This is a genomic window from Bacterioplanes sanyensis (genome assembly GCF_014652515.1).
In the GTDB taxonomy this organism is placed as follows: Bacteria; Pseudomonadota; Gammaproteobacteria; order Pseudomonadales; family Oceanobacteraceae; genus Bacterioplanes; species Bacterioplanes sanyensis.
Map to the genome: position 1 here is coordinate 313,837 of NZ_BMYY01000002.1, position 20,857 is coordinate 334,693.

22 protein-coding genes and 1 tRNA gene are annotated in these 20,857 nt (G+C 54.5%); 6 read left to right on the forward strand and 17 right to left on the reverse strand.

Translation table 11 applies throughout. The annotated features are described in order from the left end of the window. Window positions 1–24: 24 nt before the first annotated feature. Genes IE090_RS04475 through miaB form a run of 4 tightly spaced genes read right to left on the reverse strand, consistent with a single transcriptional unit; the run spans window position 25 to window position 3,777 of the window. Window positions 25–897, reverse strand: coding sequence for a CorC family transporter (locus IE090_RS04475; RefSeq protein WP_189387145.1), 873 nt, complete (start codon window positions 895–897; stop codon window positions 25–27). Next, window positions 894–1,370 carry an rRNA maturation RNase YbeY gene (gene ybeY / locus IE090_RS04480; RefSeq protein WP_189387146.1) on the reverse strand — a complete coding sequence of 159 codons (477 nt, stop codon included), beginning with the start codon at window positions 1,368–1,370 and terminating at the stop codon, window positions 894–896. Before ybeY ends, IE090_RS04475 begins: the two co-directional genes overlap by 4 nt. Further along, window positions 1,367–2,401, reverse strand: a complete 1,035-nt coding sequence (locus tag IE090_RS04485; RefSeq protein ID WP_189387147.1) for a PhoH family protein — start codon at window positions 2,399–2,401, stop codon at window positions 1,367–1,369. Before IE090_RS04485 ends, ybeY begins: the two co-directional genes overlap by 4 nt. Before the next feature lie 26 nt (window positions 2,402–2,427). After that, window positions 2,428–3,777 (reverse strand): tRNA (N6-isopentenyl adenosine(37)-C2)-methylthiotransferase MiaB, encoded by a 1,350-nt coding sequence (miaB, locus tag IE090_RS04490; RefSeq protein ID WP_189387148.1) that lies wholly within the window; start codon window positions 3,775–3,777, stop codon window positions 2,428–2,430. A 262-nt stretch (window positions 3,778–4,039) separates the two neighbouring features. Here miaB and IE090_RS04495 point away from each other — a divergent pair, with 262 nt between their 5' ends. Next, the gene (locus IE090_RS04495; protein ID WP_189387149.1) at window positions 4,040–4,630 is read left to right on the forward strand and encodes a hypothetical protein; all 591 of its coding nucleotides are present in this window, start codon (window positions 4,040–4,042) and stop codon (window positions 4,628–4,630) included. 52 nt (window positions 4,631–4,682) lie between these two features. Here the strand turns inward: IE090_RS04495 and IE090_RS04500 are convergent, their stop codons facing one another. The 11 genes from IE090_RS04500 to IE090_RS04550 all read right to left on the reverse strand — a co-directional run bounded on the left by IE090_RS04500 (window position 4,683) and on the right by IE090_RS04550 (window position 13,599). Further along, window positions 4,683–4,844 (reverse strand): hypothetical protein, encoded by a 162-nt coding sequence (locus IE090_RS04500; RefSeq protein ID WP_189387150.1) that lies wholly within the window; start codon window positions 4,842–4,844, stop codon window positions 4,683–4,685. A 74-nt stretch (window positions 4,845–4,918) separates the two neighbouring features. Continuing rightward, a complete protein-coding gene (locus IE090_RS04505) occupies window positions 4,919–5,482 on the reverse strand; it encodes a TetR/AcrR family transcriptional regulator (protein ID WP_189387151.1) in 564 nt (187 codons plus the stop codon). A gap of 83 nt (window positions 5,483–5,565) precedes the next feature. Beyond that, the gene (locus IE090_RS04510; RefSeq protein ID WP_189387152.1) at window positions 5,566–6,747 is read right to left on the reverse strand and encodes a Bcr/CflA family multidrug efflux MFS transporter; all 1,182 of its coding nucleotides are present in this window, start codon (window positions 6,745–6,747) and stop codon (window positions 5,566–5,568) included. 85 nt (window positions 6,748–6,832) lie between these two features. After that, window positions 6,833–7,924, reverse strand: coding sequence for a redox-regulated ATPase YchF (gene ychF / locus IE090_RS04515; RefSeq protein WP_189387153.1), 1,092 nt, complete (start codon window positions 7,922–7,924; stop codon window positions 6,833–6,835). Window positions 7,925–7,973: 49 nt separating this feature from the next. Continuing rightward, window positions 7,974–8,561: an aminoacyl-tRNA hydrolase gene (pth, locus tag IE090_RS04520; protein WP_189387154.1), complete on the reverse strand. Its 588-nt coding sequence runs from the start codon at window positions 8,559–8,561 to the stop codon at window positions 7,974–7,976. A 70-nt stretch (window positions 8,562–8,631) separates the two neighbouring features. Beyond that, window positions 8,632–9,264 (reverse strand): 50S ribosomal protein L25/general stress protein Ctc, encoded by a 633-nt coding sequence (locus IE090_RS04525; protein WP_189387155.1) that lies wholly within the window; start codon window positions 9,262–9,264, stop codon window positions 8,632–8,634. Between the two features lie 86 nt (window positions 9,265–9,350). After that, complete coding sequence (locus IE090_RS04530; RefSeq protein ID WP_189387156.1) at window positions 9,351–10,292, reverse strand: ribose-phosphate pyrophosphokinase; 942 nt, start codon at window positions 10,290–10,292, stop codon at window positions 9,351–9,353. Between the two features lie 51 nt (window positions 10,293–10,343). After that, window positions 10,344–10,418, reverse strand: a tRNA-Gln gene (locus tag IE090_RS04535). 4 nt (window positions 10,419–10,422) lie between these two features. Further along, on the reverse strand, window positions 10,423–11,274 hold the full coding sequence (gene ispE, locus IE090_RS04540) for a 4-(cytidine 5'-diphospho)-2-C-methyl-D-erythritol kinase (RefSeq protein ID WP_189387157.1): 852 nt from the start codon (window positions 11,272–11,274) through the stop codon (window positions 10,423–10,425). Beyond that, window positions 11,267–11,827, reverse strand: a complete 561-nt coding sequence (gene lolB / locus IE090_RS04545) for a lipoprotein insertase outer membrane protein LolB (RefSeq protein WP_189387158.1) — start codon at window positions 11,825–11,827, stop codon at window positions 11,267–11,269. Before lolB ends, ispE begins: the two co-directional genes overlap by 8 nt. Continuing rightward, the gene (locus IE090_RS04550) at window positions 11,824–13,599 is read right to left on the reverse strand and encodes a tetratricopeptide repeat protein (protein WP_189387159.1); all 1,776 of its coding nucleotides are present in this window, start codon (window positions 13,597–13,599) and stop codon (window positions 11,824–11,826) included. Before IE090_RS04550 ends, lolB begins: the two co-directional genes overlap by 4 nt. Window positions 13,600–13,732: 133 nt before the next feature. Here IE090_RS04550 and hemA point away from each other — a divergent pair, with 133 nt between their 5' ends. The 5 genes from hemA (at window position 13,733) to IE090_RS04575 (ending at window position 19,146) form a co-directional block, all read left to right on the forward strand. Then, complete coding sequence (hemA, locus tag IE090_RS04555; protein WP_189387160.1) at window positions 13,733–15,010, forward strand: glutamyl-tRNA reductase; 1,278 nt, start codon at window positions 13,733–13,735, stop codon at window positions 15,008–15,010. A 4-nt stretch (window positions 15,011–15,014) separates the two neighbouring features. After that, window positions 15,015–16,103 (forward strand): peptide chain release factor 1, encoded by a 1,089-nt coding sequence (prfA, locus tag IE090_RS04560; protein WP_189387161.1) that lies wholly within the window; start codon window positions 15,015–15,017, stop codon window positions 16,101–16,103. After that, window positions 16,103–16,930, forward strand: coding sequence for a peptide chain release factor N(5)-glutamine methyltransferase (gene prmC / locus IE090_RS04565; protein WP_189387162.1), 828 nt, complete (start codon window positions 16,103–16,105; stop codon window positions 16,928–16,930). Before prfA ends, prmC begins: the two co-directional genes overlap by 1 nt. Continuing rightward, window positions 16,927–17,667, forward strand: coding sequence for a HesA/MoeB/ThiF family protein (locus tag IE090_RS04570; protein ID WP_189387163.1), 741 nt, complete (start codon window positions 16,927–16,929; stop codon window positions 17,665–17,667). Before prmC ends, IE090_RS04570 begins: the two co-directional genes overlap by 4 nt. 186 nt (window positions 17,668–17,853) lie before the next feature. Beyond that, window positions 17,854–19,146: an NAD(P)/FAD-dependent oxidoreductase gene (locus tag IE090_RS04575; protein ID WP_189387164.1), complete on the forward strand. Its 1,293-nt coding sequence runs from the start codon at window positions 17,854–17,856 to the stop codon at window positions 19,144–19,146. Here IE090_RS04575 and IE090_RS04580 read toward each other — a convergent pair. Both IE090_RS04580 and trmL read right to left on the reverse strand, forming a co-directional pair. Further along, a complete protein-coding gene (locus tag IE090_RS04580) occupies window positions 19,112–20,182 on the reverse strand; it encodes a PQQ-dependent sugar dehydrogenase (RefSeq protein ID WP_189387165.1) in 1,071 nt (356 codons plus the stop codon). The two genes, IE090_RS04575 and IE090_RS04580, sit on opposite strands and share 35 nt — an antisense overlap. A 1-nt stretch (window position 20,183) precedes the next feature. After that, complete coding sequence (trmL, locus tag IE090_RS04585; protein ID WP_189387166.1) at window positions 20,184–20,669, reverse strand: tRNA (uridine(34)/cytosine(34)/5-carboxymethylaminomethyluridine(34)-2'-O)-methyltransferase TrmL; 486 nt, start codon at window positions 20,667–20,669, stop codon at window positions 20,184–20,186. Window positions 20,670–20,857: the final 188 nt, after the last annotated feature.

The window sequence follows — 20,857 nt, forward strand, 5'->3', positions numbered from 1 at the left end:
GTGAGGATCCGAATAGAAGGGTGACTAGTGCGCGCTATCTGAGTCTGCTTCAGCCTCAGACTCCGCCGCTGTAACTTGTAGCAAGTTAATGCGTCGGCTACAGCCGTTAACGACTTTAAATTCCCATTGGTCGATGCGAATGGCTTCATTGCACTCGGGCACGCGGCCAAAGTGATGCACCACGATGCCGCCAATAGTATCGAACTCACTGTCGCTAAATTCGGCACCAAAGTGCTCATTGAAGTCGTCGATGGGCGTCAGGGCTTTGACCATGCTGGTGCCGTCGTCGACTTCTTTGATCAGGCTGTCCTCATCGTTGAAGTCGTGCTCGTCTTCAATTTCGCCAACAATCTGCTCGAGTACATCTTCAATCGTCACCAAGCCGGCAACGCCACCAAACTCATCGACCACCAGGGCCATGTGGTTGCGGGTGGCACGGAACTCTTGCAACAGCACGTTCAGACGCTTGCTCTCGGGCACGAAGGTCGCTGGGCGTAGTACGTCCTTGAGGCGAAAATCATCGCGTTGGTCGTTGAGGATCAAAGGCAGCAGGTCTTTGGCCAATAAAATACCGACCACTTCGTCTTGGTCATCACCCATCACAGGGAAGCGCGAGTGCGCCGATGACGTGATTTTGCCAAGGGCGTCGCTGAGGGGCTCATCTATGCCAATGGAAATCATCTGCGCCCGCGGAATCATAATATCCCGCACCTGCATATCTGAGACTTGCAGGGCGCCTTCAACGATGGTCAGGGTTTCGGTGTCGACAATGCTGCGCTGGGCAGCTTCGCGAACAATTTCTTTGATGTCCTGACGGCTTTGTGGGTCGTCAGAAAATAAGTCGGTCAGTTTTTCCAGCCAGCTCTTAGGCTGGCTGCTCGATCGGTCTTCGCTCATGAGGCCTCATCAGAATAAGGATCGGAAAAGCCCAGCTGCGCCATAATCTCACGCTCCAGACCTTCCATTATCTCCGCTTCGTCATCCTTTATATGGTCGTACCCCAGTAAATGCAAGCAGCCATGTACGATCATATGGGCCCAATGGGCCGTCGTGGTTTTACCCTGTTCGCGAGCTTCCTGCTCTACCACAGCAACACAGACGATTAAATCGCCCAGCAGTGGAATCGGTACCTGTGGCGGCGCTTCAAACGGAAACGACAGCACATTGGTCGGCTTGTCTTTGCCGCGATACTCAGCATTGAGTTGCTGGCTCTCGTCGGACGTCACTAAGCGAATGGTCAGTTCAGGTTCGTCCAGCTTACAATCACGCGCTAATGCAGCACTGACCCAGAGATTAAACTGAGCTTCGCTCGGTAGCTCGTGGTCAGAGGGCAAGTCGTCGCCGAGTTGCAGATCGACAAAGGGTGTCATGCGTCGTCACCTTTTTCTGCGCGACGACGTTCACGCTGTTGTTGTTGCTCTTGGCTTTCATGGCGGTCATAGGCATCAACAATGCGCTGTACTAGCGGGTGGCGAACCACGTCTTGGTTGCCAAAGCGGGTAATACCGATGCCATCAACGCCATCCAATACTTCTAGGCCATGTTTTAGGCCAGAGTAAACGCCGCGTGGTAAATCGACCTGGGTGACGTCACCGGTAATCACGGCTTTTGAACCAAAACCAATGCGCGTCAGGAACATCTTCATCTGCTCCTTGGTGGTGTTTTGGCTTTCGTCCAAAATGACAAACGAGTGGCTCAGGGTACGACCACGCATATAGGCCAAGGGGGCCACTTCAATAACGTTGCGCTCCATCAGCTTGGCCACCTGATCAAAGCCCAGCATTTCATACAAGGCGTCGTACAGAGGGCGCAGGTAAGGGTCGATTTTTTGCGCTAAGTCACCGGGCAAAAAGCCCAGTTTCTCGCCCGCTTCGACCGCTGGACGCACCAGCAGCAGGCGTTTGACTTCATCACGAGTTAGGGCTTCCACGGCGGCGGCGACAGCCAGAAAAGTCTTGCCGGTGCCGGCGGGGCCAATGCCGAAGTTCAGATCGTGGTTGCGAATGCGCTCTAAATAGTCGATTTGCGATGGGCTGCGCGCTTTTACCTCCAGCTGCGGCGTACGCACGGTGTTGTGCTCGCGCGAGCGGCCACTGCGAGCTTGAGCTGCGTGGCTGGCGTCTTCTTGCAAAAACAGATGGATTAGATCCGGACTGATTTCGGTTCCCTTGTGGGTTTCCTTATACAGTCGCTGAATCAGGCGTGCAGCGCGTTTAGCCGCGCCAGCAGGGCCTTCCAGACTGAACTGGTTGCCACGGTTGTAGATTTCCAAGCGAAAGTGCTCGGCAATTTGATGCAGGTGGCCATCCAGGTGGCCACACAGGTTGGCCAGCCGCAAAGCGTCATCCGGCTCCAGAGTGAAACGGGTGACGGCGGTTTCGTTAGCTGCTTGCTCGCTCAAAAGTATCCTCGGCGTAGGCAGGAAAATTAATAGGCGGTCGACGGGTCGATGACTTCGCCGCGCAAACTGTTGGCGTAGGCGTCGACAATGCGCACCTTCACGAACTTGCCAATCAGGCTGTGATCGCTGCTGCGGAAGTTGACCACGCGGTTATTCTCGGTGCGGCCTTGCAAATCACCTAGATCTTTTTTCGATACGCCGTTGACCAGAATTACTTCTTCACGGCCGACCATGCGGCGGCTAATTTGCTGGGCATTTTGCACGATACGACTTTGCAAAATCTGCAGGCGTTGCTTTTTCACTTCTTCCGGAGTGTCGTCATCTAGGTTGGAGGCCGGGGTGCCCGGGCGCTGGCTGTAAATAAAGCTGAACGAGGTATCGAAGCCAATGTGCTCGATCAGCTTCATGGTGTCGGCAAAATCGTCTTCGGTTTCGCCGGGGAAGCCAATGATGAAGTCGGACGAAATCGAGATATCTGGGCGCAACTTGCGCAGGCGTTCAATCTTGTCGATGTAGAGGTCGACTTCATGGCCACGCTTCATTGCTGCCAAAATTTTATTAGAGCCGCTTTGCACCGGCAAATGTAGGTGACTCACCAGCTCTGGCACTTCGGCATAGACATCGATCAAACTGTCGCTGAATTCGACTGGGTGTGAGGTGGTGAAGCGAATGCGGTCAATGCCATCGATTTCAGCCGCCTGAGTGATCAACTCGGCCAAATCGGCGAAGTCGCCATCGCCGGTATCGCCCTGATAGGCGTTTACGTTCTGACCCAGCAGGTTGACCTCACGCACGCCTTGCTCGGCCAGTGCTTCGATTTCTTCCAGCACATCGGCCAGCGGCCGGCTGACTTCTTCGCCGCGCGTGTAGGGTACAACGCAGAAGGTGCAGTATTTGGAACAGCCTTCCATCACTGACACAAAGGCGCTGCTGCCTTCGACTTTGGGCTTGGGTAAGTGATCGAACTTCTCGATTTCTGGGAAGGTCACGTCCACCACTTGGATGGCATTGCTGGCTTTGTTCACCATGTCGGGCAAGCGGTGCAGGGTTTGCGGACCAAACACCATATCGACATGGGGGGCTCGTTGAATGATGGCATCGCCTTCTTGGCTAGCAACGCAGCCGCCGACGCCAATGCGCAAGTCGGGGTTTTTGCTCTTCAAATGCTTCCAACGGCCCAGCTCATGGAAGACCTTTTCCTGCGCCTTCTCGCGGATCGAGCAGGTGTTGAGCAGAATAACATCGGCTTCTTCCGGGTTATCCGTGATTTCCATGGCGTGACTTTCGCCCAGCATATCGGCCATGCGGGATGAATCGTACTCGTTCATCTGGCAGCCATGGGTTTTGATGTAGAGTTTCTTGCTCGTGGTTGTCATAACACCTGTCATCGTGCTGAGTAAATCGTGGTTGCGCCAACAAAAAGGCGCGCCATTATACGGTTTCTGCCTACTTCTTCGCCAGCATTCGCCAGACTTGTCAGTGCTTTCTGGCTTCAATCGTGTCGGCGTCGCAGTCTGCCTAGCTTGTCAGCGCTGGTCAGCACTGCTATATACTGGCAAAGTGTCGTTGCGAGGAGGTCGATTCATCGCGGCCGCTCAGGCCACCCCAGTATTCCGACAACGGACAAGGAGCCTGCTCATGAACACAGCGATGCAACCCCTGTTCTGGCGCATCAGCGGACAACACAGCGGAATGGATGCCATCAGTCTGCTCATGCCCGATGACTCTGGTGAAGTGCCAGCCGAGTTCCCTACCGATGTTACCATTCAGTCACGCCGGCGCTCGCCGGACCCGGTCGATGTGCGCTGGTCAGATGACGACAATGACCTGTTTATGACGTTGGTTGATCGCGTTATGGACTTATCCGATGAAGCGGAAATGGTGCTCGATCTTACTGACGATGTGGTGCAGGGCATTATTCATTTGGTGGCGTTGGCACGTTTTCGCACACCTTGGCCGGGCGAAGAGCTGGAGGCAGATGAGCTGAATGCACCGCGTCAGGAGTTAGAAATCGGTGACTTGGTGGCCCTCAACACCAGCGCTGGCTTTCCTATGGCGGTGGTGGTGGCGCTGGATTCCGTCGATGCCACCTGCATATTGTTGGACAGCATTGAAACGCTCACCGGCGACATCGTGCCTGATCACAGCGTGCTGGTTATAAGTCGTCTCAACGTTTTACCGTCGTATTTTGCCAACTCGGATCAGGGCGACTCTGAAGTTCGCCACTGATCTTAATGGCCCCGCTATCAGTAGCGGGGTGTTTTCCTACCTCTCTTGGTGCTTATTCGCTATCGCGTTGGCGTTGACGCTCGCGCTTTTGCGCTAGGGCCAAGCCTGCCAGCACATCGAAATAGCCAGTGGTCAGGCGTGCACCGCCTTTTACCGACGTTGCAGGATGCGGAGCTGATTGCTCGTTCAGCTGGGCAGTCTGAGTTGTTGCCATAATAATCCCACCTTGCTTGAGTGAATGTTCATTCTGTTTTTAGTGTCACATCGATTAACTGTTGGGTGTTGCCGTTAGGCCTTGATGCCATCCCAGCACAGCGCCAGCAATTGTTGAGCTTCTAGCTCCTCGCCCATCAGTTCTGGAGCGCAGTTGTACTTTTTTGCCAGTGTCGACAGCGCGCCGTAAACAAAGGTACTGAGTACTTTTTCGGGGCAGGCTTTCAATACCTGCTGTGCTTGTCCATCTTGCAAGATACCAAACACTACCTCATGCAGTGCCGTAGCAGCCCGCTCCATGGTGCCATCAGTGATGGCAGGGCATGCCGACATCTGCTCTAGTAGGGCACAATCCCTAGGGTTGGTACGCATATAACGATAAAAGTTGCCCCAGAACTGGAAAAAGCGCAGTTTTACACACGCACTGCCGTCGTAGTCGGTCAGGCAATGCTCGGTCATGCGTTTCATCAGTTCTAAATACAGCTCTTGTACCAATTCATCTTTGGTCTCGAAGTAGCGATAGATAGTACCGGCACCGCAACCGGCCTGACGGGCCACGGCTGACATTGGGCAAGATTGCAGACCATGCTCAGCAATGAGCTCAGCGGTCGCCTCCAAAATGCACTGGCGTTTATCCATCTGTACTGCTTAGTTGTGACTGAACGTTCATTCTGCTCTTGCGGCGGTCAGAATGCAAAAGATGCGTTGCACATCGTTTGGGATCAGCTTGTTGCATGAGTGGAACGTTGGCTGCGCTGATTAGCAATCCAGACACACAAACAGCCCATTGCGGCGGAAAACATCATCACCAGCATCATGGGGCGAGCGCTGAAATCATGCACTTGGGTCCAGAACCACCCCAGCAGTGCACCGGCTAAAAACTCGGTGACACCAATCAAGGCGGTGGCCGAGCCACTGATGGTGTGAAAATGCTGCAGTACCGAGCTGATGGCATTGGCGGCAATTAAGCCAATGGCTCCGACGCTGAGCATAATCAGCGGCAATACCAACCACAGGGATGGTTTCTCCATGGTTTGAGTGAGCACCACCAAGCTAACGGTGGCTGCCAGTTGCAGCAAGGTGCCCACTTGCAGTAAGTGTTTGCTGCCAAAGCGCGGCAATAATCGGACGTTTAGACGGTTCAGCGACATCATCACAATGATATTGGCACCAAACAGCCAGGCAAATTGCGACGGTGGCCGTTGATAGTATTCCAGATACAGAAATGGAGCGGCGGTGATAAAAACGAACATGGTCGAGAAAGCAAACGCCAGGGCAACAATATAAGGCCTTGCCTCAGTATGACTGATGACCTGCCAATAGTTGCGCCAAGGCGACTGCCTGCTACGACGCTCAGGCGGATGACTCTCGTCTAAAACAAACATCACAATGGCAATGACCACCAAGCTGTAGCCTGCCAAAATCACGAAAATATCGCGCCAGTCGCCGAAATGAATAATCACAGCACCCAGAGCCGGTGCCAGTAGTGGTGCCACCATCATGATCATGGCCACCATGGACAATGTCCGGGCAATGTCATCGCCTTGAAAGCGATCACGCACCACGGCAGGGCTGTTCACCGTTGCCAAACCACCGCCAATGGCCTGAATCGCGCGCCAGAGCAGCAAGCCATCGAGCTGATCGACCTGGATAAGCATCACCGAGGCGATGAAGTACAGCACCAGCCCCAGCAAAATAATCGGGCGACGGCCAAAGCGATCCGACAGCGGCCCACCGGTGAGCTGCCCGACGGCATAACCAACTAAAAAGGCGCTCACCGACAGTTCGACGTGGTGGATGTCGGTATTTAAGTCTGCCGCCATGGCTGCCATGGCGGGCAAATACATATCGATGGCGAGGGGCGCGATGGCTGTGAGCAGAGCGAGTAGAAGAGGTAATGGCATATGGGTCAATAAAAAGCCGCATCATACCCTGATGATGCGGCTTAATCGAGGTCGTGCAGCGCAAAACATTGTGCTGCAAAAGCAATTAGACGTTGAAGCGGAAGTGAATTACATCGCCATCCTTAACGATGTAGTCTTTGCCTTCCAAGCGCCATTTACCAGCATCGCGGGCACCCGCTTCGCCGTTGTGAGCAATAAAGTCGTCGTAAGCAATCACTTCTGCACGAATAAAGCCGCGCTCAAAGTCGGTGTGAATGGCTGCTGCTGCACGTGGTGCGGTGGAGCCAATTTTAATGGTCCAGGCGCGCACTTCTTTTACGCCCGCAGTGAAGTAGGTTTGCAGACCTAGCAGCTCGTAGCCAGCGCGAATTACGCGGTCGAGGCCGGCTTCTTCCATGCCTAAATCTGCTAAGAACTCCGCTTTATCGTCGTCATCCAGTTCGGCGATTTCGGCTTCGATCTTGTTACATACCACCACCACAGAAGCGCCTTCGCTGTCAGCGATTTCACGCACTTTATCGACGTAGGCATTGCCTTCTAGGCCGTCTTCATCGACGTTGGCAATGTACATAGTGGGCTTGGTGGTGAGCAGGTGGAACTGGCGTGACAGCTTCAGCTCGTCATCGCTCATGTCTAACATGCGTGCGGTTTTGCCTTCTTCAAAATGCGGAATCAGGCGCTCCAACAGAGCTTTTTGGGCAATGGCGTCTTTATCGCCGCCTTTGGCAACGCGGACAACGCGTTGCAGTTGCTTCTCGCACGACTCCAGGTCGGCCAAAATCAGCTCGGTATTGATCACATCAATATCGGCGGCTGGGTCAACATGGTTGGCGACGTGAATCACCTGATCGTTTTCAAAGCACCGTACCACGTGGGCGATGGCGTCGGTTTCCCGAATGTTGGCCAGGAACTGGTTGCCCAGGCCTTCACCTTTGGATGCACCGGCGACCAAACCTGCAATATCGACAAATTCCATCGCCGTCGGCACCACGCGCTCAGGATTGACGATGGCCGCCAGTTCATCCAGGCGTTTGTCTGGCATGTTCACCACGCCAGCATTGGGTTCAATGGTACAGAAGGGGAAGTTTTCTGCATCAATGCCTGCTTTTGTCAGTGCGTTAAACAAGGTGGACTTGCCGACGTTGGGCAAACCAACGATGCCACATTTAAAACCCATAGTTGTATCCTGTGTCGAATCTGAAGTACGGCGAAAAATTGCCGGTATTTTACCCTTTATAGGAGTGAAGTCGATTCATGGCTTTGGCCATGTCACCTGTCATGGCGTCGGGAAGTACGCACATGGCTTCTTCAATGGCATTGTCTATGCTCTGCTGCTCTGCTTTGCTGGCGCGGCCGAGCACGTAACCAGTGACGCGGCTCTTGTCGCCAGGGTGGCCTATGCCAATACGTAAGCGATGAAAATCTTTGTTGTTACCCAGGCTGGAGATGATGTCGCGCAAGCCATTTTGACCACCGTGGCCGCCGCCTTGCTTAAAGCGGGCAACACCTGGGGGGAGGTCAAGCTCATCGTGAACAACTAATATGTGCTCGGGCTTTAGCTTATAAAAATTGGCCAGCGCCGCTACGGCTTGGCCGCTGCGGTTCATAAAGGTGGTGGGCAGCAGCAGAAAGCAATCTTGCTTGCCAATGCGTCCTTTGCCGCACAAGCCAAAGAATTTTTTATCCGCACTCAAGGAAATGCCGTTGGCACGCGCCAAGCGCTCTACCATCCAAGCGCCAGCGTTATGACGGGTGTGCTCGTATTCGGCACCAGGGTTGCCCAGGCCAACGATCAGCTGAATCGGGTTTGCCATCAGAGTGTTACCTTTATTTCAGACACAAAAAAGCGGGGACCAGCCCCGCTTTTTATCGGTGAGATGGGGCTTATTCAGCCGCTTCTTCACCTTCTTCTTCAGCTGCACCGCCTTTAGGAGCGATAACAGTTACAACAGAGGTGTCATGGTCTGCACCGTGAGACAGCGCCAGAGACTCAACACCTTTAGGCAGTTTCAGGTCGCTCAAGTGGATAACGGTGCCCACTTCAACGTTTGCCATGTCGATTTCGATGAACTCAGGCAAGTCGCCTGCTGCACAGATGATGTCCAGGCTGGTCAGCTGGTGAGCGATCTTACCGCCACCTTGCTTAACGCCAACACAGTTGTCTTCGTTGATGAAGTGCAGTGGAACGTGTGCTTTGATCTTGGTGGTTTTGCTAACACGTTGGAAGTCAGCATGCCAGATCAGTTCTTTGGCCGGGTGACGCTGCAGGTCTTTCAAGATAACTTGCTCAGACTTGTCGCCAATGTTCAGGGTGATGATTGAGCTGTAGAAAGCCTCTTCATCCAGTGCACGGAACAGTTCTTTGGCTTGCAGAGTGATCGCTTGTGGTTTGCGATCGTTGTTGCCGGCTTTACCGCCATATACGATGGCGGGTACACCTTTGTTGCGACGCAGGCGGCGGCTCGCACCTTTCCCTGAGTCTTCGCGCAGTTCAGCGTTCAGAGTAAATTCTGACATGGTGTTTTCCTCAATGGTTGGATAAAAAACCGCCTGAGCTTGCGACCAGCTCAGGCGGTTTTATAGAAATCTATTTAGGCTGCGAATCAGCGGAACATGGCGCTGATCGATTCCTCGTTATTCACGCGGCGAATCGATTCAGCCAGCAGACCAGCAATCGTCAATTGACGAATGACGCCGGTGGCTTTGGCGGCTTCTGACAGCGGGATGGTATCGCTAACCACCAGCTCGTCCAGCTCAGTGTCCGACAGACGCTCGACAGCGGGGCCGGATAGTACAGGATGTGTACAGTAAGCGACAACCTTTTTTGCCCCAAAGTTTTTCAAGGCTTTGGCGGCCTGGCACAGAGTACCAGCGGTATCGACCATATCGTCGACCAATACGCAGGTACGGTCGTTGACATCACCGATGATGTTCATCACTTCAGAGACGTTCGCTTTCGGGCGGCGTTTGTCGATGATGGCCAGATCAACGTTCAGCTGTTTAGCGAAGGCACGAGCACGTACCACGCCACCGATGTCCGGTGAAACAATGGTCATATTCTCGTAGTTCTGGCGCTCTAGGTCGTCCAGCAAAACTGGTGAGCCGTAAACGTTATCGACTGGAATATCAAAGAAGCCTTGGATTTGATCGGCGTGCAAATCGACGGTTAAAACACGGTCGATGCCAGCGCCAGACATCATGTCGGCGACAGCGCGAGCGCTGATAGGTACACGCGCAGAGCGTGGGCGACGATCTTGGCGAGCATAGCCGAAGTAAGGTACCACAGCGGTAATACGGCTGGCAGATGCGCGGCGCAAAGAGTCGGCCAGCAGCAAAACTTCCATCAGATTATCGTTTGTGGGAGCGCACGTCGGTTGCAGGATAAAAACGTCTTTACCACGTACGTTCTCGTCGAGTTCGACGGTGGTTTCGCCGTCGCTGAATTTACCCACGGTGGCTTCACCCAGAGGAATATCCAGACGCTCGACCACGAGTTTTGCCAGTTCCGGGTTGGCGTTACCGGTAAATACCATCAACTTAGACACAGGCAGCCTCTTTGATGTAATGATTTATATGATGGAAAGCTTAGAAGAAGATGGCTGGGGTGGCAGGACTCGAACCTGCGCATGACGGGATCAAAACCCGTTGCCTTACCACTTGGCGACACCCCAACTTTTAAGACGGTCTGAATAATACCTTGTGTGCTGGCGATTGGTTAATACCTTTCGCTACAAAGGTCACATACTCAGCCGGTAACTGGCCAGAAACTGTGGTAGCTTCTGCCTCAGAACCGAAGCTTGAAAATATGCAAGCTCCAGTGCCCGTCAGCTTAGCAGGAGAGAAATTATTTAGCAAATTCAATGCTTTACCAACTTCAGGGTAGAGCATCGAGACAACTGCTTGGCAGTCGTTGTTTCCCTCTCGCCTCAGCGCGGTGCGTATATTAGTGGCGGGCGTATCACGTGTCAAACATTTATTTGAAAAAATTTTCCCTGTATTAACATGCACTTGCGGAACCACCACCAAATACCAGGGTTCATCGAGCTCAGGCGTGGGGGTAAGCTTTTCACCAACCCCTTCGGCGAAGGCGGCCTGGCCGCGAACAAACACCGGCACATCGGCGCCGAGGCGCAAGCCGATGTCGGCCAACGCATCTTCAGACAGCTGCAATTGCCATAATTGGTTGAGCGCTAATAGGGTAGTGGCTGCATCTGAGCTGCCGCCACCTAGGCCACCGCCCATAGGCAACACCTTGTTTAGCTGGATATCCACACCACAAGGTTTATCGCTTAGGGCTTGCAGAGCGCGCGCGGCGCGAATGATGAGGTTGTCTTCAAAATCTACCCCCTTGATGTCGGGGCTTAGCGTGAGCTGATCGTCGCCGCGGATGCGAAACGACAGCTCGTCGCCGTAATCGAGAAACTGAAACAGGGTTTGTAGCTCGTGATAGCCGTCTTCTCGTTGTCCAAGAATGTGCAGCATCAGATTTAACTTGGCCGGTGCCGGTACGGTTAACCAATCAGCCACGCAGGGTCCACTCCTTAATTGCAAAAACAAAGCGATGATTGTGGCCGCTGACTTTAATCAGGCCAGGTAGCCAGCGCTGACCTTGGCGACTGTAGCGGCTGTAGCGAATCAGCCAGCCGTGCTGCTGTAATGAGATCAAGCGACCTTGCTCATCACGTTGCACTTTTGTTTGCTCGCCTGGGCTGGGCTGGCCTTGTACCCAATAGCGCACGTTTTGCACTGGAAAGGTCCAGCCCATGTAATGTTGTAACAGGTGTTCAGCGGACGGAGCGCGTTGGGGTCGTTCCCAACCTGGGAGCGTGAGCTCAGCAAAACGGTCGTTGCCGGTTAAGCGTGAGGCGCCTTGCCCCAGTGGGCCAGAAATAAACAAGTCATAGGCCTGCTGCTGTTGTTCCCAGCTCAAGTAACCAGTGACGGTGTCTTCTGGGGTGGTTACGGACAACTTGCCGCGCACCAACCAGTTTTGATCATTGTGGGCACCTCCATTTGGAGATGGCCCTAAGCTGGCGCAGCCGGTGAGCAGTGCCAAAAACATAAATAGCAGGCGAGTCATGGTTCTAGTTCAACATTCAGACGTTGCAGGGTTTCTTCAATAAAGTGGCTGTCTGGGGTTTGCTCTAAACCCTGGCGCCATATCTCGCGTGCTTCGCGGGTTTCTCCACTGAGCCACAGCAGCTCACCTAAGTGCGCAGCAATTTCATGATCCGGCATCAGTTCGAACGCCTGTTCTAGCAAAGTTCGCGCTTTGTCGATTTCGCCCATGCGAAAGTACACCCAACCAAGACTATCAATGATGGCTGGGTTGTTGGGCGACAGAGCCAGCGCCTTTTTGATGAGTGGATAGGCTTCTTCCCAGCGCTCAGTTTTATCGGCCAGGGTGTAGCCGAGCGCATTAAGCGCCTCGGCATGGTTAGGCTGCTGAGCGATAATATGGCGTAGATCGCTTTCTAACAGTTCAAGGTTGTCGAGCTGGCCAGCCAGCATGGCGCGGGTGTAGCGCAGGTCGACATGGTCAGGCTGCAACTGCAATGCTTGGCCGATCAAGTCGATGGCGCCTAGAGTGTCGTTGTTTTGCGCCAGTAACTCGGCTTCGATACGCACCAGATCAACGGTTTTCTCTGGCCATTCGGCGCGACGCCCATCTAAATAAGTGCGTGCTGCTTCTAAGCCATCGCGCTGCAGAATGATCTCTGCGGCGCGCAGCTGAGCGGGCAGAAACTCACGGCCATCGTTCACCTGCCGAAAATGCGCCAAAGCTTCATCAGATTGCTGTTCGGCATAGGCCAGCTTGCCGAGATAGAAGTGGGCTTCATTGGCGTAGCGGCGTGTATTGATCAGTGATTGCAGCAAGTTACGAGCATGGGTGTGCGCATTGAGTTCTTGCTCCAGCAATGCCAGCGATAACGTTAGGGCATGGTCATCTGGGTAGCGTTGATGCAGGTCGCGAAAGGCCTCGCGGGCATCTTCCATGCGCCGCAGATCTAACAGCAGGCGAGCATACAATACGCTCATGCCTTTATTGTTCGGGTGCTGAGGTTGCAGATCTTCCAGCCAGTTGACCGCTTCTTCAGTTCGCTGCAGCTGTGCCAGCAAGCGGGCTTTTTGCATGCCGGCACTGAGGTAGTCTGGCTGCATCTCTAGCGCTCGTTCGATGCCCGCCAGAGCTTCATCATACTGCTTGAGATGCTGGTGCATGATGGCGATGGCATAGGCCAAGTTGGCATTGTTAGGGTATTGCTGTTGTAAGTCACGTAAGCGCTGCAATAACTGTTGCTGCTGATCTGGACTTAATTGGCCGCTGTTCGCAGCAAGGTAATCAAACTGGCTGATGCCAGACAAGCGCAGTAAATCTTGCAGATGATTCAGAGCCGCATGATAGCGACCTTGCTGAATGGCGGTTTGAGCTGCAGCGTGATGGGCGGATGGGTCCTCTGGCGCCCCCGACAACCAGATGCCGTTAGCCTCTGCTGCTAAGTTGTCGGCGCCTACATAGCTGGCAATACGACTGGCGCGCTCAGCAATGTCTGGGTCACCTGTTTGTCGTGCTTGCAACATATAGTTGCGCAAGGACACGTCAAAGCGCTGTCGCTGACCGGCAAACTCAGCCACCAGCAAGGCATATAAAGTGTCTGTGGGAATGGGGCGATAGTGAACGTCTGGTTGCTCGACCACTTCTTCAATCGCCGTTGTTGCTGCGCTAGGGTCTTCGCTAGGCGGCGTGCTGTCTGCTGTGAGAGTGGCACAGCCAGCCAGCCACAATGGTGCTGCCAGCCCTGCTATCCATCGCTGTAGGTTGCAAACTGGGCGCAAAAACAAACTGGCCATAGACTTCCGCATTCAGTGAGTGGTGAGTGTATTTAGAGTTAGATGCCGATTTAAGTCAAAGTTTTCGTCGTGGGCATTGTGCCACGGCTACTTTATAATCGGCGCCTTTTGAGACGGAGCAACCGGCGGCAGTATGGCGATCTGGGCAGTGGGCATCAATCACAAGACTGCACCCGTATCGGTGCGCGAGCGGGTGGCGTTTGATCCTGCGCGCATGCCGGACGTACTGGGCCAGCTGACGTCACTGCATCCGATCTCTGAGGCGGTGGTGCTGTCGACCTGTAATCGCACCGAGTTGTATTGCAGCGCTGCGGAGCTGCAGCAACAACAGATTGCTGAATGGCTGGCAAGTTATCACCAAATTCCAGTGCAGGATCTCGCCCCGGCACTTTATTGCTTGCAGCAAGATCAAGCCGTGCAGCACACCATGCGAGTGGCCAGCGGCTTGGATTCACTGGTGTTGGGCGAGCCGCAAATTTTAGGGCAGATGAAATCGGCCTACGCCGTCGCCCAGGAGCATGGCGCTGTGGGCTCTGAGCTGGGACGCTTATTTCGCCAAACGTTCTCCATCGCTAAGCGGGTGCGAACCGATACCGCCATTGGCCAAAATCCGGTGTCTGTGGCCTTTGCCGCGGTGCGCATGGCGCAGCATATTTTTGCCGATTTAGGGCGCAGCCATGCGCTGCTCATTGGCGCGGGTGAAACCATCGAGTTGGTGGCGCGTCACTTGGCGCAAGCTGGGGTTAAGAACATAACCCTAGCCAATCGCACCTTGGCACGAGCCCAGCACTTGGCGGAAGAGTTTCATGCCGATGCGGTGCTGCTGGAAGACATTCCTCAGGTGTTGCCGACGGCAGACATTGTTATCTCATCCACCGCCAGCCCACTGCCGATTTTAGGTAAGGGGGCGGTCGAAAAAGCCCTACGCCAGCGCCGCCACCGGCCGATGTTTATGGTCGATATTGCGGTACCGCGTGACATCGAAGCCGAAGTCGCCGAGCTGGCCGATGTGTATCTGTACACGGTGGATGATTTACGTGACATCATTGAAGAAAATGTACGTTCGCGTGAAGATGCTGCGCAGCAGGCTGAAGAGCTGATCTTGGCCGGCGTCGAGCATTTCATGCGTGAGCTCAAAACCCTCGATGCCGTGACCACTGTCCGTGACTTACGCGATTACAGCACGGCAGTGCAGCAAGATATGCTGGAAAAAGCCCTAAAGCAGTTGCAGTCTGGTGGCGATCCTGAGCGCGTATTGCGCCAGTTTGCTCACAGCTACAGCAATAAACTATTGCACGCGCCGACCGTGGCGCTCCGCAAAGCCGGCGCCGAAGGTCGGCTTGAAGTTCTCGACTGGACGCGTGAGTTGTTTCAACTCGACCGTGCAGTGACCTCCGTGGAAGAAAAATAGCCCCATGAAAAGCTCAATTATCAGTAAGCTCGAACACCTGCGTGACCGCTATGAAGAAGTGGGTCATTTGTTGTCTGAGCCCGATGCTGCCAACGATCAAAACCGTTTTCGCAGCTTGTCAAAAGAATACGCCGAACTGGAAACCATCGCCCAAACCTTTGGTGCCTATCAACAAGCCCAGGCTGACCTGGCAGAGGCGGAAAAGCTCGCCAATGACAGCGATCCAGATATGCGTGCCATGGGCGAAGAAGAGCAGCAAGTGGCAACCGAGACCCTAGAGCAGTTGGCACAGGAAATCGAAATCCTGTTGCTGCCGAAAGACCCAGACGATAGCCGCAACGTGGTGGTCGAAGTGCGTGCCGGTACGGGCGGTGATGAAGCGGCCATTTTTGCCGGCGACCTGCACCGCATGTACGGCCGCTACGCCGAATTGCGAGGCTGGCGCATGGAAGTGCTGAGTGCCAGCGAAGGCGAGCACGGTGGCTATAAAGAAATCATCAGCCGTATCAGTGGCGAAGATGTGTACTCACAACTGAAGTTTGAATCTGGCGCTCACCGCGTTCAGCGCGTGCCTGAGACGGAAAGCCAAGGGCGCATTCATACCTCCGCTTGTACCGTGGCGGTGATGCCCGAAGTGGGTGAAGAAGAAGACATCGACATCAACAAAAACGATTTGCGCATCGATACCTTTCGCGCGTCGGGTGCCGGTGGTCAGCACGTCAACAAAACCGACTCCGCCATTCGCATCACTCATTTGCCCACCGGCATGGTGGTGGAATGTCAGGATGAGCGTTCGCAACACAAGAACCGCGCCAAAGCCATGGCCTTGCTGGCCACACGCTTGCGCGATGCACAAACCCAAGCCGCTCAGGCGGAGCAAGCCGCTGCGCGTAAGAGTTTGGTAGGCTCGGGCGATCGTTCAGAGCGCATTCGCACCTACAACTACCCACAGGGACGGGTGACGGATCACCGTATTAACCTGACTTTGTACAAGCTGGAAGAGATCATGCAAGGTGATCTGAACCCGGTGGTACAGCCGCTGATTCAAGAGCACCAGGCCAATTTGCTGGCGGAAATGGCTGGCGCCAACTGATGCAAATCGAGCAGTGGCTGCGCCAAGCGACGGCTCGGCTGAGCACTTCTGACAGCGCCCGGTTAGACGCCGAGCTGTTGCTCGCACAGGTGTTAGAGAAAGATCGCACCTGGCTGTACACCTGGTCGGATCGCGAGCTGAGCGATGGGCAGCTACAGGCCGTCGATACCTTGCTGCAGCAGCGCCAGCAGGGCGTGCCCGTGGCACATTTATTAGGGCAGCGCGAGTTCTGGTCGCTGCCGCTGCGGGTGAATGCCAGCACCTTAATACCGCGCCCAGATACCGAAACCCTAGTGGAATGGGCGCTGCAGCTGCCGGTTAGAGATCAGGCCAGGGTGCTGGATTTGGGCACCGGCACCGGCGCCATTGCTCTGGCCTTGGCGAGCGAGCGCTCCCAGTGGCAGGTGGAAGCCGTGGATGCACAAGTGCAAGCCGTGCAACTGGCACAATACAACGCCCAAGCGCTGCAACTCGATGTACGGGTTTATGCCTCCCATTGGTTCAGCGCCGTTAACGGCCGCTTTGATGTGCTAGTGAGCAACCCGCCTTACATTGACGCCGACGATGAGCACTTGCAGCAAGGCGATGTGCGCTTTGAGCCAGCGTCAGCGCTGGTAGCCGAGCAAAGCGGCCTAGCAGATCTGTTTTACTTGATTGATAACGCGCCACATTGGCTGGTGGATGGCGGTTGGTTATTGCTGGAACATGGTTTTCAGCAAGCCGAAGCGGTGCAGCAGCGTCTGCGTCAGCAAGGCTTTTCTCAGGTAGAAAACCGCTGTGATTTGGCCGGTCAGCCGCGCATCAGTGGAGGTTGCTGGCAGCCATGAAGGATCAACAACTGCTGCGCTATGCGCGCCATATCTTATTGCCACAGGTCGATGTCGAAGGTCAGCAACAGCTGCTGAGCTCTCATGTCATGATCATTGGCCTTGGCGGTTTGGGTAGCCCGGTGGCGCAATATTTGGCCGCCAGCGGTGTTGGGCGCCTGTCGTTGGTCGATCCGGATCAAGTCGAGTTGTCGAACCTGCAGCGCCAGCTGGTGCACAGCGACCAGACCCTCGGCCAGAACAAGGTAGACTCTGCGCGCCAGTCGCTGCAGGGGATTAATCCAGACGTCGCGCTGCAGACCTTTGCAGTGGCCGCCGATGAAGCCTGGTTGCTGGAGCACCTGCAGCAGGTCGATGTGGTGGTCGATTGCAGCGATAACGCCGGTGTGCGCTATGCCATTAACCGCGCTTGCTTGGCGAGGCAAACGCCTTGGGTATCGGGCGCTGCCGTGGCGATGAATGGCCAACTGGTGGTGTTTGATCCACGCCAGGCCGATTCTCCTTGTTACCGCTGTTTGTATGCGCAACTTCCCGATCAGCCGGGCCAGTGTGCCGACAGCGGTATTTTGGCCCCTGTGGTCGGCACCGTCGGTAGTCTACAGGCGGTAGAGACACTGAAAGTGCTGCTGTCTTTGCCGTTGCCCGTTGGCAGCTTGCTGACTTATGACGCACTCAGCAGTGACTGGCGACGCTGGCAATTGCAGCGTCAGCCAGACTGCGAGGATTGTGGCCGGTAAATCTGGCGTCTCGTCTCACAGGCGTCTCAGTCAGCTGCGCGAACCTGTCTCTGAGTGGGTCGATGTGGTGTTCTTGTTGTAATACTTTATGCTTATTTGGTTATGCCTTCCCGCATTGTTGCTAAGGTTAATGCTTAACAACAAGGTGCTGCGCTGCAGTGCACGTATGGGCGGAGAGGATAAATCATGGCTAGAGTGATTGTGTTAGGAGCAGGCACTGGCGGCATGGCCGGGGCTTACGAAATTCGTGAACTGCTCAGTTCAGACCATAAGGTCACTGTGATTAATGAGCGGGAAGACTTCCAGTTTGTGCCATCCAACCCCTGGATTGCCGTCGGCTGGCGTCAGCGGCCAGACATCAGTTTTCCAATTCGTCCCCACCTGGAACAAAAAGGCATCGAGTTTATCGCCCAAGCGGTCACGGAACTGGATGCTGCCAATAACCGCTTGACGCTGGCGAACGGTGATGTTGAAGATTATGACTATCTGGTGATTTGCACTGGGCCCAAGCTCAACTTTGCTGCCATTGAAGGCGCCGGGCCGCACGATGGTTTTACCCAATCCATTTGCAGTCTGGATCATGCGGAATCTTGCTACGACGATGTCAAAGCTCTGGTTGATGAGCCTGGCCCTGTGATCGTAGGGGCGATGCCGGGCGCATCCTGCTTTGGCCCAGCCTACGAATATGCCTTTGTTCTTGACCGTGAGCTGTGCAAGCAAAAAGTTCGCGACCGTGTGCCCATGACCTACGTTACTAGCGAGCCCTACATTGGCCACCTTGGTTTGGGGGGCGTGGGGGATTCCAAATCCATGCTCGAAAGTGAATTGCGCAACCGCCACATTCAGTGGATCACCAATGCTAAAGTCACGCGCGTGGCGGATGGCGTTATGTACGTGGATGAGTTAAACGACGAAGGCGAACTGAAAAAACAGCACGAACTGCCTTTTCGCCATTCCATGATGCTGCCGTCTTTTGCCGGTGTTGACCCAGTGGCGGCAGTGGATGGCTTGGTAAACCCCAAAGGCTTTGTCATCATCGACGAGTTTCAGCGCAATCCAACCTTCAACAATATTTATTCTGCGGGTGTTTGTGTGGCCATACCACCGGTGGAGGACACACCCGTGCCAACAGGCACGCCAAAAACCGGTTACATGATTGAATCCATGATGACGGCCATCGCCCACAATTTAGCCGCTGATTTGGACGGTAAAGGCGAAGCGAATCACCGCGGCACCTGGAGTGCGATTTGCCTGGCAGATATGGGCAATACCGGCGCCGCCTTTGTGGCTATTCCGCAAATTCCGCCGCGCAACGTCACCTGGTTTAAAAAGGGCAAGTGGGTTCACTTGGCCAAAGTCGCCTTCGAAAAGTACTTTTTGCGCAAAATGAAAACCGGTTCCAGCGAGCCTGTTTATGAAAAATACACCCTCAAAGCCCTCGGTATTAATCGCTTGAAGGAAGAGACCAGCGATAAATAGTGCCGTTATCGGTGGCGAACAGCAGCTCTCCTGTCTCGAGCTTGGCGAGCGCGCGAATGCGTTGGTCTAGTTCTTCTAGCCAGCGTTTTTCGCTGATTTGCTGCGTATCATGGCGAATACTCAGTTGATTTAAATGACGCAGCTTTAAGGCGCCAGACAGCAACACCGTGTGTTCATCATCGCTGTGCCATAACAGCAATGAGCCGGGAGCAATGGAAGGCGTAAAGCTATACACAGGGTCGATCATATCTGGGTGCTGGCGATGCTCACCGACGTACATCGGGTTCCAGTATTCTTTGCCCAATGACACCTCTGCCCAGCCATAGTTGCCGCCTTTGACAATGCGATTGAGTTCATCGCCGCCACGCGGCCCATGTTCAATGGCCCACAGGGTGTCGTTGGCGGCATCAAAGATCAGGCCCTGCGGATTGCGATGGCCATAGCTCCAGATTTCAGGTAATGCCCCCTCTTGGTCGACGAACGGGTTATCGGTTGGCACCGAGCCATTTAAATGCAGGCGCAGAATTTTGCCGGCATGGGTATCTAGCCGCTGACCGGTAGCCCGCTCGCCGCGATCACCAATCGACATAAATACATAGTCGCCATGAAAGGCGATGCGGCTGCCGAAGTGGCGATTGCTGTCAAAGGCAGAGTTGGATGTCAGCAACACTTCGGTCGCTTGCAGCTGCATTGCATCTAGGTTCAGGCGTGCTCGTGCCAGCGCCGTTGAGGCGCCGCTGGTATCTGGCTGGGCGTAGGTAAAATACAGCCAAGGGTGTGGCTTGGCGGGCAGCAGTGCCAGATCCAATAAACCACCTTGGCCTTCGGCATGCACGCTGGGTACGGCGCTGATCACTTGTTTATTGCCGCTACTGAGTGTCAGCAAACTTAACTGGCCGTGACGTTCAGCCACCAACACTTGCTCTTCATTTATGGGCAGTAGCGACCACACCACGCCAAAACCATCGGCCACTGGCTGAGGTTTGGCGTTAATGGTCGCGCTAAAGCACATCATCAGCACACATAACCAACGCATATTAAGTCTCCGGGTTGGGCGCGAAGCTGGCACCATCAAATCCTTGCTGGCGCCATGCCTCGTAGACCATGACAGCAACACAGTTAGAAAGATTCATACTGCGGCTTGCCGCCAGCATCGGCAAGCGCAGCCACTGCTGACGCGGGATTTGCTCGCGGATCGAAATGGGCAAGCCGCGGGTTTCTGGGCCAAACAGCAAATAGTCGCCGGCCTGAAAGCGAACATCACTGTAGCCCGTCGAGCCTTTGGTGGTCAGTGCAAAGACACGCTCTGGGGCTTGCTGCGCCACAAAGGTCGGCCAGTCAGCATAGACCTTCACTTGCGCCCATTCGTGGTAATCCAGCCCAGCACGGCGCAGGGCTTTTTCTTCCAGCGAGAACCCCAGTGGTTCGATTAAATGCAGATGGCAGCCAGTGTTGGCACACAAGCGAATGATGTTGCCCGTATTGGGCGGGATTTCGGGTTCAAACAGCACAATATTGAACATAGTTTGGGCTCGTTAGGCGGTACCTTGGTCTCAGAGTTTCGTGAGGTTACACAAAAAAACACACTGTCGTGCTTAGTCTTGACTTGTGTGGCTGACACAATAGTCATGTTCTGGATATAAGACCATACGAGTCAGCCAACTGGTCTAAACTTAGCCACAGTTTTGTTGGAATTTTTTTGTCGTATCGT